Raw genomic sequence first — 14,769 nt, 5'->3', positions numbered from 1 at the left:
CGGCCCGCGTCGGCGCCGGGGCGCCGCGCCGATCTCACGACGCGGCGGCTACTTGACGATCCCCTGAAACGTGTTCGAGTATACGGGCTGCGCCAGGTACTGCGCGGGCTTGTACGTCCAGAACTGCGACACGGCGGGGTACGTCTGGATCACGACGTTCCACGTCTTGGCGTAGGCCGCGTACCGGTCGGGCACCCGCTGGACCTCGCGCACGTAGACGTTCTCGACCGGGGCGCCGTACGGATCCAGCCGTTGCGGCCCGAATGGCGAGTCGCTGAGCGCGACCGACCGCACCGCGGCGAGGAACTTCGCCTGATCCGCCACGTCCCCGTGGACCGTCTGGAGCCCGGTCTGAATCCATTGCGCGGCCGTATAAAATCCCGCGGCCATGTAGGAAGGCAACACGTGATTCGCCGCTGCGTAGTCCGACACGAATCGCTGCGTCGCCGGGTCGTCGCGGCCTTCGGCGTAGTGGGAGAACGCGATGATCCCGAGCACCTGCTCGGGTTGGAGCGTGCGGATGCTCGATTGATCGGTCACGGTTTCCTGCACGACAAGCGGCACCTTGCCTTTCAGCCCGAACGAACTCCACTGCTGCAGGAAGTGCACCGCGTCGGCCCCGACCACGCAGACGAAGACGACGTCGGGGTGCTGCGCCTGGATCTGGGAGAGGTAGGGACTGAAGTCCGTCGTCCCGAGCGGCGTCCAGAGCTGCTTTTCGACGCGGCCGCCTTTCTCGGTGAACGTCTGCACGAACCCGCCGACGCTCTCGTACGCGAACGCGTACGCGTTTCCAAGCGTCGCGGCGGTGCGGTAGCCCTTGTCGTACGCCCATCCCCCCGCGGGATGGGTCGTCTGGCTGGACGACCAACCCGCCACCTTCGTCACGTACGGGCTGGCCTTGCGCTGTGTCAGATCATCGGCCGACACGGTCGGCAGGAACAGCGGGACCTTGTGCTGCTCGGCGTACGGGGCAACAGCCAATCCTTCGTTCGCCAGGTACGGCCCGATCAGGAGTTGCACGCCGTCCTGTTCGACCGCCCGCCGTGCCTGCGTCAACGCGGTGTTGGGATTCGACGAGGTGTCGTAGTACGTCGTGTCGATCTTCACGCCGGCCACCGTGTCGCCGTGCTGCGCCCACCACAACTTCCAGCCGTTGATCATGTCGTGGCCCGGGGCGGCGGCGACGCCTGTGGTCGGCGCCAAGAGGCCGATTTTGATCGAAGGACTCGCCGCCGCCACGCCGCCCGCCGGCAGGCCGCGAGGCGCGACCACCCTGACGGTCACTCCCGCCAGAAGTAACGCGAGCACAAGGCACGAGCCGCCGAACAACCGCCGCATGTCGCACCTCCGTGTCCCGATTGTCGCGCGTGCCGCTTCGGTGTCGGTCCGACAGCACCTTCCGTGAACCCGCGTGCCCCAACGTCACCCGCTCTCCGCGTTCACCCCAAGGAGCCGCGCGCCGGTTCCGCTGCAGATCGCCTCCGTATCGCCGGGCGGGAGCGCGAGCCGGCGGATCCGCGGCAGCACGTCCGGGTCGGCCATGTCGTACGCGTAGTCGGTCCCGAGCGCCACCCGGTCCGCGCCGGCGGCGTCGATCAGAAAACGCAACCCCCGATCGTCGAACGTGATCGTGTCGAAGTACAGCCGCCGCAGGTACGCTGACGGGGCCTGGGGGATCGCCGTCCGGCATTCCGGCCGCACCTCGTACGCGTGATCCAGGCGGCCGGCGATGAACGCGAGGCCGCCGCCGCCGTGCGCCAACACGATCCGCAGGTCCGGGAACCGATCGAGCACGCCCGCCATGATCAGCCGCGCGCCGCAGAGTGCGGTCTCACCCGGGTTGCCCACGGAGTTCGCGAGATGCCACCCGACCATCCGATCCTCCCCGGCGTTGTTCACGGGGTGCGTGAACACCGGAAGGCCGAGTCGCACGGCGGCCTCCCAGAGCGGCGCAAACGCGGCGTCGTCGAGGTAGCGGCCGTTCACGTTCGTCCCGATATAGACGCCCCGGCATCCCGCCCGCGCCGCGCGCTCGGTCTCGGCCACCGCCGCCTCTACGTCCTGTAGCGGAAGCGTCGCGAGCGCGACGAACCGGTCCGGGTGCGCGCGGCAGATCGCCACGAGCTCGTCGTTGAACGATGCGGCGAGCTCGCGGCCGAGCGCAGACGGCGCCCAATACAGCATCGGGGGCGAAAGCGAGAGTGCCTGTACGTCGATGCCCCAGCGCTCGAGCGCCTCGAGCCGCGCGGCGACGTCGTAAAATACCGGGCCAACGCGCGCCGACTGGCGCGGGCTGCTCCAGACGATGCGGCCCGACGGGTGCTCCTCGACGCGGGCGCCGTGCGTCGCACCCTCCCGCGCAAGCACCTTGAGGAATCGGTCGGGGAAGAAGTGGCTGTGCACGTCAACGATCATGCATCGCCCCTCCGATCGCACTGCTCGCGCCGCGATGCGCGGTGTGCGACGCCGCCACGCGGCCCCGTCGCGTCACCGCACGCTCCACCGTTCGCCCGGGTCGCGTCGGTCAGCGCGCGGCGTCCCCCGCGGTCACCCACGACTTCTCGACGAACACCGTCCCGGCGTCGTCCTTGCTCGGGCAGTTCCCGTACGAAAGATCAGCTCCGCGGTCTCGGTCTCGCTCATGTTTTGGAGACCGTGGATCATGCCCGGCGCGACGTACACGAACTGGTTCTCGGTGACGGTGTGCTCCTCGCGCGCCTCGCCGACGAACAACTTGAGGGTGCCCTTGCGCACGAAGAACGACGCTTCGCAGGAATGGTAGTGGGCTTGGTTCCGGCCCGCCGGCGGGATGCGGGTACGGCCCATCGTCACGGTGTGCGCGCCGACGCTGTGCTTGTCGACGCCAAACGCGATGACAAGCGGGGGCTCGTACGTGACGTCCTTGCCGATCTTCTCGGAATCCACGATCGCGACCTGCGGCATGCTCCATCCTCCCGCCCGCGCCTCGGGCTCATCCACCGTGGGGCGCATCTCGAAAGAGCGCCGCGCGAGGTCGACGTGCGTGCCCGCGGAACCGCGCGGCGGCGGGCGGCACAAGCGCCGACTGGAGGTTGCGCGGCGCCACTCGGCGCCCCCGCCCCGGCTGTTCGACAACCCTGGGCGCCTCCCTCTCCTTCCGTGCGCGCCGGCAGGAGTCGCGCGCACGCGGTCCAATGGCATGCCCCAGGAGATCCGCGCGCCGGAGGTGCACCGTGCCCGCACGACCCGTCCCCGATCCGGCTCCAGACCCCGGCATGCTTCGCATCCACCACGTCGGCGTCGTCGTTCGCGACGCGGCGCAGGCCGCGGAGGCCTACCGGCGCGGGCTCGGGCTGGCGACGCTCGCCGTAGAGGAGCGCCCGGGCATCTCGCGGGTTGTGTTCGTGGAGGTCGGCGAGACGCGGTTGGAGCTGATCGAACCGCTCGGTCGAGCCTCGCCGTGGGCGGAGGCGTTACGGAGCCGAGGCGAAGGCGCACACCACGTTGCGCTCGAAGTCGCAGATCTCCCCAAGGCGATCGCCGCGCTGGACGCGCGGGGCGTTCGGTTCCTGGACCGCCGACCCCGCCGTGAGGCCGGGAGCGTGCTCAGCGTGTTTCTCGACCCCGGAGCGACCGGCGGCACGCTCATCGAACTGGTGCAGCAGATCCGGTCCGCACCGTAGCGCGCGGCTGCGGGAAGGACACGGCCGCGTCGCGACCGTAGATGGTGTCCTCGTGACCGGCCTCCTCCCCGTGTTAACGGGCGTCATCGGCCCGGTGCTGCTCGTCGCCGCCGTCGGCTACGGGGTCGGCCGCACGCGTGTCGTGGACGTGCCCCCGCTCACATCGCTCTCCGTCGCCGTGCTCGTCCCCGCGCTCACGTTCTACGCGCTCGCGACCTCCGCGGTGGCGCACGTCACGCTGCTCCGGATCACCGCGTACCTCATGCTGCAATTCGCGCTGCTCGGTGCCGCGACGCTGGCTGCGGCGCGCGTCGCCGGCTGGGACCGGACGCGCACCGTCGGCGTGTCGCTCGCGACGATGTTCAGCAACGCGGGCAACGCCGGACTGCCCCTCGCCCTGTTCGCGTGGGGCCGTGCGGGGTTGGACGCGGCCGTCGGGTTTTTCGCGGTTCAGGCGGTCGCGTCGAGCGTGCTGGCGGCGTTTCTCGCGGCGTACGCGGGGGCGGACGCCCGGCGGGCGCTGCGCGCCCTCCTCCGTCTGCCGGTGACCTATGCCGCCGTCGCGGGTCTCGGCGTCAATCTCCTCGGCGCCGCGCCGCCAGTGCCGATTCTCAAGGCGGCGCAGCTGCTCGCCGACGCCGCGATCGCGGTGATGCTGCTCCTCGTGGGCGTTCAGCTCTCGGCGACCCGGCTCGACAGTGAGTGGCGGGGCGTCGCGTTCGCCACCGTCACGCGTCTGGCGGTCGCGCCCGCGCTCGCGTGGGCCACCGCGCCGCTGATGGGGCTCGACGGCCTCGTGCGGCAGACGAGCATCCTGCAGGCCAGTCTCCCGACCGCCATCACCGCGGCGATCTGGGCGTCGGAGTTCGGGGTGGTCCCGGGGCTCGTGAGCAGCATCGTCGTGGTGACGACGCTCGTGAGCCCGCTCACGGTCACGGTCCTGCTGGCGCTGCTGCGGTAGCGAGGCACGCGGCGCAGGCGCTATCGCCCGCCGCGTCCGCGCGCCTCCCGCTCGAGCATCGCCTCGCCGCACAGCGCGTCGACGAACTGGCGCGCCGTCCGGCACGACAGGCCGTTGTGCCACTGTGCCCACACGAGGGCCCGGCGCCGCAGCTCGCCGGCCGGGACTCGGAGATCGTAGCGCGCGGCCAAGCCGGCGACGATCTCGAGATACCGGTCCTGATCGGGGATGAGAAACGGCGCGTGCACGCCGAACCGGTCGGCGAGCGAGAGCTTCTCCTGGGCGGCGTCTTCCGGATGCACGTCGTCGTCCAACGACGCCCGCTGGCGGTCCACGAAGCGCTCGCTCACGAGGTGACGCCGGTTGCTCGTCGCGTACAACACCACGTTCTCGGCGCGTGCCTCGAGGCTGCCCTCGAGCGCCGCCTTCAGGGCCTTGTACTGCGTCTCGTGCTCCTCGAACGAGAGGTCGTCCACAAACAACACGAACCGCTCGCGGCGTCCCCGCAGCGCCGTCACAATCTCCGGGTAGTCCGGAAGGTGATCCTTCGCGACCTCGATCACACGGAGCCCGCGGTCGCCGAACTCGTTGAGCAGGGCCTTGACGGTAGAGGACTTGCCGGTTCCGCGGTCGCCGTAGAGGAGGACGTTGTTCGCGGGGGCGCCGGCGACGAACTGCCGGGTGTTCTCGACGACCGGGTGTCGCTCGAGCTCGTACCCGACGAGATCGTCAAGACGGATCGGGTCGACGTTCGACACGCCTTCGAGGCGGCCGCGTCCGTCGGCCCGCGTCCATCGGAACGCCCGGAAGCGCCCGAACAACCCCACGCCGTGTTCGGCGAAGTGCGCGGCGAGCTCCCGAGCAAGACGGTCCCATCCGCGCGCGGCGTGGAACCGCCGCATCATCGCCAGGCGGGGGGCGCCCCGGCCGTCGGCGGCAAGCGGGCGGAACTCGGCCCAAGACGCCGCCGGGACGCGCGCGATCCGCGAGACCACCCGGGCGAGCGCTGTCCCGCTGAGCCGGTGACACCGCTCGAGCACGACGAGATCCGCGCGCGTCTGCGCGACGAGGGCGGGACCGATCGCGGCCCACCCGGCCCGCTCCGCCTTTTGACTGAACGCGTTCTCCACATCGAGCAAGCGCGAGAGCAGATGGTGCTGCCACGCGTCCCCAACGATGGGATCGGCCGAAAACTCGGCCTCCCGTGCGATCAGCGAGAACAGCCGCGCGTGCGCCGCGGCAACGATCGCCGGATCCGGCGACGCGGCGGCCACGGCGGCCACGACCTCGCGCCACGTCCGCCCCACCGGGTCATCCAGCACATCCCGCAGCACGGAGATCGCCGCGACCGCCCGCCGTACGTCCTCCCACACGGCGGGCGGGATGGACCGGGACGACGCCCGAGTGCGCCCCGCGGAGCGGGCGCGGCGGGTCACCTGGCGCGCGCGGCCGCGATCGGGTGTGCCGCGTCCACGATCGGGAGCTCGGGGCGGAGCAAGTCCACGTACTTGAGCCCGGCGCCGGTGTTGAACAGCACCACGCGCTCGTCCGGCTGGATCTTCTGCTCCCGGACCATCGCCTTGAGCGCACCGTACGTGGCCGCGCCCTCGGGGCACGCAAAGAGCCCGTCCGCGGCCGCGAGCTCGCGCATGTCCGCCACGATCTCCTCGTCGGTGACCGTGTACGCGTCGCCGCCGCTGTCGCGGACCGCCTGCAGGATGAGATAGTCGCCGATCGCCACCGGCACGCGCAGCCCCGCGGCGATCGTCTGCGCGTTCTCCCAGACGTCGGCGTGGGGTGTCCCGGCCTTGTAGGCGCGGATCATCGGTGCGCAGCCGGCGGCCTGCACGATCACCATCCGGGGCCGGTGCGCGCCGACCCAGCCGAGCGCTTCCATCTCGGCGAACGCCTTCCACATCCCCACGATGCCCGTGCCGCCGCCCGTCGGGTAGATGATCACGTCCGGGAGGCTCCAGCCGAGCTGTTCGGCGAGCTCGTATCCCAGCGTCTTCTTGCCTTCGACGCGGTAGGGCTCCTTGAGCGTCGACATGTCGAACCAGCCGTGCTCCTGACTGCCTTCCCGGATGACCTTGCCGGCGTCGTTGATCAGGCCGCGGATGAGATACGTGTGCGCCCCGTACACGTCGCACTCGGCCTTGTTGGGGTGCGGCGCGTCGACCGGCATCACAATGTAGCAATCCATGCCGGCCCGCGCACAGTACGCCGCCGCCGCGGACGCCGCGTTGCCGGCCGACGGCAGCGCCGCGGCCCGGGCCCCGAGCTCCTTCGCCTTGCTCACGGCCGCGGAGAGCCCCCTCGCCTTGAACGACCCGGTCGGGTTCATCCCCTCGTCCTTGACGAACACCTGGCGGAGCCCCAGCTTCGCCGCGACGCGCGGGAGTGGGAGGAGCGGCGTCATCCCCTCGCCGAGGGTCACGATGTTGCCGGGATCGTCGACCGGCATCAACTCGCGATACCGCCACATCGTCGGCGCCCGCCCGGCGATGATCTCGCGGGATACCCCCGACCTGGCTCGCTCGAGGTCGTACCGCGGATACAGCACTTTACCGCACTTGGCACACACGGTGTGGAGCTCGTCGGCGCTGTACGTGGCGCCGCAGGCGGTGCACTCGAGATGACGCAGGTAGCCCATCGGATCCCCTCTCCACGGAGAACGGCCCGCGCCCTGTGGCGCGGGCCGTCGATTAGTCACCAGTAGATCACCGGTGCCACGAGCGGACCGGCCGCACCCGGCATCGAGCGCCCCGACGGAACGGGTGTCGGCACCTGCGCGACGACCGCCGGGATCAGGCCGGCGCCTGCGCGATGAACTGCAACCAGTACCGCGGAATGCCGTCCGTGAGATGCACGTCGTTCATGGCGATCCGGACCGACTCGCGCAACGCCGTGGCGCCGATCTCCAGCGGCACGCCCGGCAGCGCGCCCTCGATGAACATCGAGAACTGGCCGATGTCCTCGAGGCTCTCCGGCGACAGCGTGGCCTCCTGCAGATGCCACGACGCCCCGACGAAGCCCGACGCGGCCGCGAGCGCACTGTATTCCTCTGGCGTAAACCACTCCATTGCCTGGGTCTTGCCGGTGCGGAGCACCGGGATGCCCCGGTCGCGCAGGTACTGCGCCGCCCGCAGCGCCCAGTACCGCCAGAAGCGTTCCGTGCCCGGCACGTAGCAGCCCTTGAAGTACGTGGTGTTGAACGCGAGCGTGCCGCCGGGCCCCAACACCTGCCGGATCTCGCTCAGCGCCCGGCTCTTGTCGGCCACGAGGTGGATGGCGTTGCAGAAGATGACGACATCGACTTGTGGAACGAGGCGGCTGAGGTTCTCGGCGCCGCCCTGGACGAACCGCACGAGCCCGGAGGCGATCCGGCGGCGCGCTCGGTCCAGCTCGGCAAGCGACGGATCCACCGCGTAGATGAGGACGCGGCTCCGCTCCTTGACGCTGGCCAGGATCAGCTCGGTGATCGCGCCCGGACCGCACGCCAGGTCGACGATGCGGGGACCGAGCTCGGCCACGCGTTGCACCAGCCAGCGGTTTACGTCGGTGAAAAACGGGTGTCTCGCAAACCGCCAGAACCCGAATCGATCGCCCTCGGTTGCCAACTCGTCAGCCCCGGAAGACGCGCGCAACTCCTCCACGACTTCCCCCTCGCGGCGACCTCGTTTCCCTATTATAGTGACACCCGGGCGACGCCGCAACCCGCGGCCTAGGATACCGCCGTCCGCTGGCTCCGTCGAGGGGTCTCCTGGTAAAGATCGGCGTCCGACGGTCCGGGGGTCACCCAGATTGGATTGCGCAGGTACCGCCCGACCATCGCACGGATCGGCTCCGGCAGCGCGGCGGAGAACAGCGCCGTCTGCCGGGTCGACGGCGTCCGCACGAGGATCTGCTCCACCTCGGGCCGCAGCCCCATCTTGAGCATCCGATCGGCGTCGTCGAGTACGAGCATGTGTACGCTACGCAGCGTCAGCGTGCCCTTGCCCAGGTGCTCGAGCACGCGCGCGGGCGTCCCGACGACGATGTGCGGCTTCTCGCGAAGGCGCTGCATCTGCCGCGCGATCGGCTCGCCGCCGTAGATCGCGACGATGCGGAGGCGGGTGTGGGCGCCGAGTTTCGAAAGATCCGCAACCACGCGCCGCGCCTGCTCACGGGTCGGCGCCAGCACGAGCCCCTGTACCGCTTTGCTCCGCGGGTCGAGGCGCTGCAGCATCGGGATGCCGAACGCCGCGGTGGTGCGCGACCCGGGGTCCGCCTGCCCGACCAGATCCCTCCCGATCGTCAAGCTCGGGATCACGCGCGCCTCGATCGGGGTCGGCGTCGCCCACCCAATTTCCTGGATCGCTCGCTGGATCCTAGCATCTACCAGACCGGAAAAACCAGCCGTGCGGGATTCCACAGCCATCGCAATCACACGCCCCTCGTGAGGGTCTGCGTCGTGTGCCCGCAGACGCGCGAGACCGGGGGTCTGGGACACACACAGAACGGGAGAGCCCTTCGGCCTCCCGCCGTCAAAGGACGCGAAAAAGTGAACTTTCTGCTACTATTCTACCACAGGACGACCAGGGGTTCAATTTCTTCGAAAAGGAGCCCATGACGTGGCACACCATCAGAACACACGGCCGCCCGCCGTCCCCGTGGCCGGACGGGGAGCCGTGGGCGAGCCGGCTCCGCCGGACCTCGAGATTCGCGACACGTCGGCGATCCGGGCGGATGTGCTGGAGACGTTTTCCTACGAGTACCCGGGATCCCCGGCAACCGTCGAGATCTCGACGGATGAGTTCACGGCGGTCTGCCCGTGGTCCGGGCTGCCAGATTTCGGGACGGTCACGGTCCGGTACATGCCGCAGGACCGGATCCTTGAGCTTCGGTCGTTGAAGTTCTATCTGCTCACGTATCGACCCGTTGGCATCTACCAGGAGCACGCCGCGAACCGCATCCTCGGGGACCTCGTCGCCTCCTGCGCGCCGGCGTGGATGGAGGTGGACCTGGACTACCGGGTGCGCGGGGGAATCCATACCGTCGTCAGGGTCCGTTGGCCCGGAGCGCCGCGGTGAGAACGCCGGTGGCCAGGATCGCTCAGATCGGGGTGGTGGCGGCCGCATACGCCGCGCTGACGCTCTACCTCGCCCCCGCGTCGTACGGACCGTTGCAGTTGCGGTTGGCCGAGACGCTCAAACCGCTGGTCCTCTGGGAACCCGAGCTCATCCCCGCGTTCGTCATCGGCAACTTCCTTGGGAATCTCGGCAGCCCGTTCGCGGGTCCGTGGGAGCTCGTGTGGATGCCGTTCGCCAACTTGGTCGGCGCGTGGGCGTGCTGGCGGGTGGGACGGGTCAACGCGTATCTCGGCGCCGCCGTGTACGCGGCGATCACCGCCGCGGCGGTGGGGACGATGTTGTCGGTGCTGCTGCGCGCTCCGTTCGCCGCGATCGCACCGCCGATCCTGGCGAGCGAGGCGCTGTTGATCGTGCTGGGGGTGCCGGTGATGTGGCCCGTACACCTGGCGCTCCGCCGCGTGCTGGGCGCCCGCGCGGCCGACGCCCGATAGGTCCCCGCCGGGCGGGCGGCGGCCGCCGCAGCGGCCGTCGCCCGCGCCGGGGCTGTGCTAGACTCGCGCCCGCGCTTGTCCGCGGTGCGCGCGCTTCCAGGGGACCAGGACGGCGACCGAGATGATCACGGCGACGACCACCTCCGGAATGCCGTGCGTGACCCCGACGACCCACGCCACCTTGGCGGGCAGGTAGTGCCGGACGACGCCGAACCCGAGCACGAGCACGGTGTTCGTCGCGGTGCCGACGATCGCCGCCACCACGATCGCCCAGAACTCGCTCGACCGGCGCAGCGACAGATAGGCCCACGCCGCAAAGATGCCGATGAAAATACGCGGCAGGATCGCCACGATCGGGTCTTTGAACATCGGCACGGTGGCGTAGAAGAAGCTGTACAGTCCGAAGATCGTCCCGATGATGCCGCCGACGACAGGCCCTTCCAGAACGCCGCCGATGATCGCCGGCACGTGCATGATCGTCGCGGCGATCCCCGTCGGCGTGGGTATGAACCCGAGGCGCGTCGCGCCCAAGAAGATTGCGACTGCCGCGAGGACCGCGGAGATCACGATGCCCCGGGTGGAGAGTGCACTTCGTCCTGCGTCCTGCATCACCGCTCCCTCCCCTCATCCCACGGTGCGTGTCGGACCACCCCCAGCGGGGCCTGCCGCGGGATTCCCCATACGCCGACACGCTCCCTGCTCACTCGGACGCTCCGTCAAACGGGAAACGGCGCCAGCAGCATCGCCGCGAGGAAAAGCGCCCCGGCGGCGACCGCGGCCCAGTCGCCCGGCCCGCTGCGCAGCACGGTGTAGGAGGTCCGGCCCTCGCCGCCCGTGTAGGCGCGCGCCTCCATCGCGACGATCAACTCCTCGCCGCGCCGCAGCGCGAACGTGAACAGCGGAACGAGGATCGGCAGCAGTTGCCGGACGCGCGTCACGAGCCGCCAGCGGCTCGCGCCCAGGCGTCCGCCGCGCGACGCCTGGGCCTTCATCAGCCGTTCCGCCTCGAGCGCGAGCGTGGGCACGAACCGGATCGCGATTGTGACCACCAGGGCGAGCTCGTGCGCCGGCACCCGCAGCCGCCGCAGCGGGCGGAGCAGGCTCTCAATGCCGAGCGTGAGCTCGGTCGTCTTGGTCGAGAGCGTGAAGACGCTCGTCACCAGCAGCAGCTCCACGAACCGCGCCGCGGAAATCACGACCAGCTTGAGCACCGCGGCGGTCACGACGATCCATCCCCATCGGAACACCACCGGGCTCGTCGGGTCGTAGTTCCGTCCGAAGAACAGCAGCTGCATCACCGCGAGGACCACCAGGAGCGGGACCGCGGGCAGCAGGCCGCGCAGCGCGTACGAAAGGGGGATGCGGCCGAGCCACACGATCGCGAGGCACGCGACCAACAGGCACGCGTTGCCGACGAGGCTCGGGGTGAACGTGACCGCGCCGACCACGAAGATCGCCGCGACGATCTTGGCGCGGGGATCCAGCCGGTGGAGGCAGGAGCCCGTCGGCAAGTACTGACCGATCGTGATGTTCCGGAGCAGCTCGAACTCGTTCACCGGTTCCCCCGGAGCAGGGCCGCGATCGCGTCCCCCGCTTCCTCAATCGTGAGCGCGTCGGCCCGCACTGCCAGCCCGCGGGCCCGGAGGCGGTCGCACACCTGGGTTGCATGCGGCGGCATGAGCCCGTACGGTGCCAGCGCGTCGGCCCGGGCGAACACGTCCCGCGGCGGGCCCGAGGCGACGACCGCGCCGGCGTGCAGGACGTACACTCGGTCGCTGAGGCGCGCGATCTCGTCCATATCGTGGGACACGAGGACCAGGGTGAGCCCGTCGCGGTCGCGCAGCGCCTGGAGCCGCTCCCGAAGGTCCCGCCGGGCGCCGGGGTCGAGCCCCGACGTGGGTTCGTCGAGCACGAGCACCTGCGGGCGCATCGCTAGCACTCCGGCGAGCGCGGTCTTGCGCAGCTCGCCGCCGCTCAGCGTATACGTGTAGCGATCCTTGAACGCCTCGAAGGGAAGCCCCACGGCGTCCATCCCCCAGCGCACGCGCTCACGCAGTTCCGCCGGGGCGCACCCAAGCTGACGCGGGCCGTAGGCGACGTCGTCCCCGACGAGCGGCTCGAACACCTGGTCCTCGGGATCCTGAAACACAACGCCGACGAACCGGCGCACCGCCGCGATGTCGACGTCGGGGCGCGCCAAGTCGTGGCCCGCCACACGTACACGGCCCCGCGCGGGCCGGAGCAGGCCGTTCAGGTACTGCATCAGCGTCGACTTCCCCGACCCGGTGTGGCCGATGATCCCGACGACCTCGCCGGCGCGGATCTCCACCGTCACCCCGCGCAGCGCCGTCTGCGCAAACGGGGTCCCCTTCATGTAGGTGTGCCACAGGTCCTCGACGTGGATGAGCGGTTCGGCGCGACCCGCCGCGTCCCGACCCACGGTGCCGCCGGACACCGGCTGGCCTCGATCCCCGGCGGCGTCCCGCGCCGTCATTGAGCCTCGGCGCGCGCGGTGATGGCGTCGACGATCTCGTCCACGGTCAGGACGTTCGCGGGAAAATCTGGGATCTCGCGCCTGAGGCGCAGCGCGAGCGCGGTCACGGGCGGCAGGTCCAACCCGATCTCCTGCAGGCGGGCCGCCTCGGCAAAGACCTCTCGCGGGGGCCCCTCCGCCACGACGGCGCCGCGCGCCAGCACGACGACGCGGTCCGCGACCGCGGCCTCGCCCATCAAGTGCGTGATCGACACGACCGCCGTGCCCTTCCGGCGCAGGCCCGCGACGATGCGCGCGATGTCCTCGCGCCCCCGCGGGTCGAGCATTGAGGTCGCCTCGTCCAGCACCACGCACGCGGGCCGCATCGCCAGCACGCCGGCGATCGCCACGCGCTGCTTCTGCCCAGCCGAGAGCATGTGCGGCGGTCGGGCCCGATCCTCCCACATCTCGACGAACGCCAGCGACTCACGCACGCGTTCGCGCAGCTCCTCGTGGGGCACGCCCAGGTTTTCCGGACCGAACGCGACATCCTCCTCGACGATCGTCGCGACCATCTGGCTGTCGGGATGCTGGAACACCATCCCGACCGTTTGGCGGATCGCGCGCGTGTGCGCCGGATCTTGCGTGTCGAGCCCGCAGACGCGAACGGTCCCGGCCCACGGCCGCAACAGGGCGTTCAGATGTCGCGCAAGCGTGGACTTCCCCGAGCCGTTCGGACCAATGATCGCCACATGCTCGCCGCCCGCCAACCGCAGGGACACGCCCCGCAGCACGAGGGCTCCGCCGTCCGACCGAACCCCGTACCCGAACTCTACGCCCTCGCAGGCGATCAGCGGGGCGCCGGTCACAACGGAGCGCCGAGACAGTAGCAAGCGGCGGCCGCGAAGATACGAGCGGCCTCCACGAGATCCGCGATCCGAACGAACTCGTCGACCTGATGCGGGATCGTCACGTCGCCGGGGCCGATCGTCACGATCGGCACCGCCGCCCAGGCGTTGAGAAACGTCCCGTCGGTCGCCCCGGGCACCCCGCGACGTTCCGGCTCGCGCCCCTGGACGCGGCGACACGCCTGCTCGACCGCCCGCACGACGACCGCCTCGGGAGACGTTTCGGTCCAGGGCCGCTCCTCGATGACCTCGACCGCGCCCCGGCAGCCGGGCACCGCCGCGGCGGCAGCCGCCGCGGCCCGGTCGAGATCCGCGTGAATCGTCGCGTGGGCCTGCCCGGGGATCGTGCGGATGTCGAGCGCGACGAGCGCATCGGCCGGCATCACGTTCAGTTGCGCGAGGTCCCCGGCCCGGCACACCGTCGGGGTGACGCTCGGCCGGCCGAGCAGCGGGTGGTCCCCGTACCGCGCCGCGTACGCCGTCTCCAGCTCCGCGGCGCGCCCGACGAACGCGGCGGCCGAGGGAATCGGGTTGATCCCGGTCGTGGGCATCGCCCCGTGCGCCATGCGGCCCTGAAACCGCGCCACCGCCCGCATCGCGCCCTTCTGGACCAGGCAGGGACAGTTCGCCTCGGGCTCGCAGATGATCGCGCCCACGGCGCCGTCGGCCCAACCGTTCCGGACGAACGTCTTGATGCCGAGCATCATGCCTTCCTCGTCCGCCACGATCGCGAGGCGCACGCGGCCGCGCAGTTGGACGCCGGCGTCCCGCAGCGCACGCACGGCCGCGATCGCCGCGGCGACGCCGCCCTTCATGTCGGCCGCGCCGCGCCCGTAGAGCCGCCCGTCGCGGATGATGCCGTCGAACGGCGGCACGGACCACAGTGACGCGTCGCCCTCGGTCACGACGTCGGTGTGGCCTTCGAGGATCAGCAGGGGACCGGGCGCGGCGCTGATCCAATCCCCGATCACGTTGGGGCGGCCCGGCGCGACCTCCTCGACGTGGACCTCGAGGCCGAGCGCGCGGAGTTCCGACGCCACGAGACCCGCCGCCGCGGTCTCGTCGCCGCCCGGCTCGCCCGGGCGAAAGACGCTCGGCGTCCGCACGAGCCGGCGCGCCAGGTCGACCACGTACGCGTCGTCGATGGCGGCCAACGCGTCGTCAACCGCGCGGGGGGCGTCACTCATCGACCGATGGCA

Annotated in this window: 16 protein-coding genes; 4 read left to right on the top strand and 12 right to left on the bottom strand. The window is 70.7% G+C overall.

Annotation, left to right across the window (positions count from 1 at the left end):
• Positions 1 to 48: 48 nt before the first annotated feature.
• The 3 genes from VKZ50_11730 to VKZ50_11720 all read right to left on the bottom strand — a co-directional run bounded on the left by VKZ50_11730 (position 49) and on the right by VKZ50_11720 (position 2,946).
• The gene (locus VKZ50_11730; protein ID HLJ60390.1) at positions 49 to 1,341 is read right to left on the bottom strand and encodes an ABC transporter substrate-binding protein; all 1,293 of its coding nucleotides are present in this window, start codon (positions 1,339 to 1,341) and stop codon (positions 49 to 51) included.
• Positions 1,342 to 1,425: 84 nt separating this feature from the next.
• The gene (locus tag VKZ50_11725) at positions 1,426 to 2,418 is read right to left on the bottom strand and encodes an amidohydrolase family protein (protein HLJ60389.1); all 993 of its coding nucleotides are present in this window, start codon (positions 2,416 to 2,418) and stop codon (positions 1,426 to 1,428) included.
• Between the two features lie 132 nt (positions 2,419 to 2,550).
• Positions 2,551 to 2,946 (bottom strand): cupin domain-containing protein, encoded by a 396-nt coding sequence (locus VKZ50_11720; GenBank protein HLJ60388.1) that lies wholly within the window; start codon positions 2,944 to 2,946, stop codon positions 2,551 to 2,553.
• A gap of 269 nt (positions 2,947 to 3,215) precedes the next feature.
• Here VKZ50_11720 and VKZ50_11715 point away from each other — a divergent pair, with 269 nt between their 5' ends.
• Positions 3,216 to 3,665: a VOC family protein gene (locus VKZ50_11715; protein HLJ60387.1), complete on the top strand. Its 450-nt coding sequence runs from the start codon at positions 3,216 to 3,218 to the stop codon at positions 3,663 to 3,665.
• A gap of 52 nt (positions 3,666 to 3,717) precedes the next feature.
• Positions 3,718 to 4,626 (top strand): AEC family transporter, encoded by a 909-nt coding sequence (locus tag VKZ50_11710; GenBank protein HLJ60386.1) that lies wholly within the window; start codon positions 3,718 to 3,720, stop codon positions 4,624 to 4,626.
• Between the two features lie 20 nt (positions 4,627 to 4,646).
• On the opposite strand, the gene VKZ50_11705 is transcribed toward VKZ50_11710, so the two are convergent.
• The 4 genes from VKZ50_11705 to VKZ50_11690 form a co-directional block, all read right to left on the bottom strand.
• The gene (locus tag VKZ50_11705; GenBank protein ID HLJ60385.1) at positions 4,647 to 6,062 is read right to left on the bottom strand and encodes an ATP-binding protein; all 1,416 of its coding nucleotides are present in this window, start codon (positions 6,060 to 6,062) and stop codon (positions 4,647 to 4,649) included.
• Positions 6,059 to 7,279 carry a threonine synthase gene (locus VKZ50_11700; GenBank protein HLJ60384.1) on the bottom strand — a complete coding sequence of 407 codons (1,221 nt, stop codon included), beginning with the start codon at positions 7,277 to 7,279 and terminating at the stop codon, positions 6,059 to 6,061. The genes VKZ50_11705 and VKZ50_11700 overlap by 4 nt, the downstream gene beginning before the upstream one ends.
• A gap of 154 nt (positions 7,280 to 7,433) precedes the next feature.
• A complete protein-coding gene (locus VKZ50_11695; protein HLJ60383.1) occupies positions 7,434 to 8,282 on the bottom strand; it encodes a class I SAM-dependent methyltransferase in 849 nt (282 codons plus the stop codon).
• Positions 8,283 to 8,350: 68 nt separating this feature from the next.
• On the bottom strand, positions 8,351 to 9,046 hold the full coding sequence (locus VKZ50_11690) for a DEAD/DEAH box helicase (GenBank protein HLJ60382.1): 696 nt from the start codon (positions 9,044 to 9,046) through the stop codon (positions 8,351 to 8,353).
• Between the two features lie 193 nt (positions 9,047 to 9,239).
• Between VKZ50_11690 and queF the strand changes: the two genes are divergently transcribed.
• Both queF and VKZ50_11680 read left to right on the top strand, forming a co-directional pair.
• Complete coding sequence (queF, locus tag VKZ50_11685) at positions 9,240 to 9,698, top strand: preQ(1) synthase (protein ID HLJ60381.1); 459 nt, start codon at positions 9,240 to 9,242, stop codon at positions 9,696 to 9,698.
• Positions 9,695 to 10,189 carry a QueT transporter family protein gene (locus VKZ50_11680; protein ID HLJ60380.1) on the top strand — a complete coding sequence of 165 codons (495 nt, stop codon included), beginning with the start codon at positions 9,695 to 9,697 and terminating at the stop codon, positions 10,187 to 10,189. Before queF ends, VKZ50_11680 begins: the two co-directional genes overlap by 4 nt.
• A 57-nt stretch (positions 10,190 to 10,246) precedes the next feature.
• Here VKZ50_11680 and VKZ50_11675 read toward each other — a convergent pair whose 3' ends face one another.
• The 5 genes from VKZ50_11675 to VKZ50_11655 all read right to left on the bottom strand — a co-directional run bounded on the left by VKZ50_11675 (position 10,247) and on the right by VKZ50_11655 (position 14,757).
• Complete coding sequence (locus VKZ50_11675) at positions 10,247 to 10,798, bottom strand: ECF transporter S component (protein ID HLJ60379.1); 552 nt, start codon at positions 10,796 to 10,798, stop codon at positions 10,247 to 10,249.
• 107 nt (positions 10,799 to 10,905) lie between these two features.
• Entirely contained in the window at positions 10,906 to 11,745 is an 840-nt protein-coding gene (locus VKZ50_11670; GenBank protein HLJ60378.1) for an energy-coupling factor transporter transmembrane component T, read from the bottom strand.
• Complete coding sequence (locus VKZ50_11665) at positions 11,742 to 12,683, bottom strand: energy-coupling factor transporter ATPase (GenBank protein HLJ60377.1); 942 nt, start codon at positions 12,681 to 12,683, stop codon at positions 11,742 to 11,744. The genes VKZ50_11670 and VKZ50_11665 overlap by 4 nt, the downstream gene beginning before the upstream one ends.
• On the bottom strand, positions 12,680 to 13,531 hold the full coding sequence (locus VKZ50_11660; GenBank protein ID HLJ60376.1) for an energy-coupling factor transporter ATPase: 852 nt from the start codon (positions 13,529 to 13,531) through the stop codon (positions 12,680 to 12,682). The genes VKZ50_11665 and VKZ50_11660 overlap by 4 nt, the downstream gene beginning before the upstream one ends.
• Positions 13,528 to 14,757 (bottom strand): M20 family metallopeptidase, encoded by a 1,230-nt coding sequence (locus tag VKZ50_11655; protein ID HLJ60375.1) that lies wholly within the window; start codon positions 14,755 to 14,757, stop codon positions 13,528 to 13,530. Before VKZ50_11655 ends, VKZ50_11660 begins: the two co-directional genes overlap by 4 nt.
• Between the last annotated feature and the right edge of the window lie 12 nt (positions 14,758 to 14,769).

The sequence above is a fragment of the bacterium genome, assembly GCA_035295165.1.
Taxonomy (GTDB): domain Bacteria; phylum Sysuimicrobiota; class Sysuimicrobiia; order Sysuimicrobiales; family Segetimicrobiaceae; genus JAJPIA01.
Note: the sequence above shows the minus strand (reverse complement) of the source record. Positions and strands in the feature narration are given on the sequence as shown.

Coding starts and splice junctions, on each gene's coding strand:
- VKZ50_11730 (HLJ60390.1), bottom strand. CDS start 1,341: ATGCGGCGGTTGTTCGGCGGCTCGTGCCTTGTGCTCGCGTTACTTCTG.
- VKZ50_11725 (HLJ60389.1), bottom strand. CDS start 2,418: ATGATCGTTGACGTGCACAGCCACTTCTTCCCCGACCGATTCCTCAAG.
- VKZ50_11720 (HLJ60388.1), bottom strand. CDS start 2,946: ATGCCGCAGGTCGCGATCGTGGATTCCGAGAAGATCGGCAAGGACGTC.
- VKZ50_11700 (HLJ60384.1), bottom strand. CDS start 7,279: ATGGGCTACCTGCGTCATCTCGAGTGCACCGCCTGCGGCGCCACGTAC.
- VKZ50_11690 (HLJ60382.1), bottom strand. CDS start 9,046: ATGGCTGTGGAATCCCGCACGGCTGGTTTTTCCGGTCTGGTAGATGCT.
- VKZ50_11675 (HLJ60379.1), bottom strand. CDS start 10,798: ATGCAGGACGCAGGACGAAGTGCACTCTCCACCCGGGGCATCGTGATC.
- VKZ50_11665 (HLJ60377.1), bottom strand. CDS start 12,683: ATGACGGCGCGGGACGCCGCCGGGGATCGAGGCCAGCCGGTGTCCGGC.
- VKZ50_11655 (HLJ60375.1), bottom strand. CDS start 14,757: ATGAGTGACGCCCCCCGCGCGGTTGACGACGCGTTGGCCGCCATCGAC.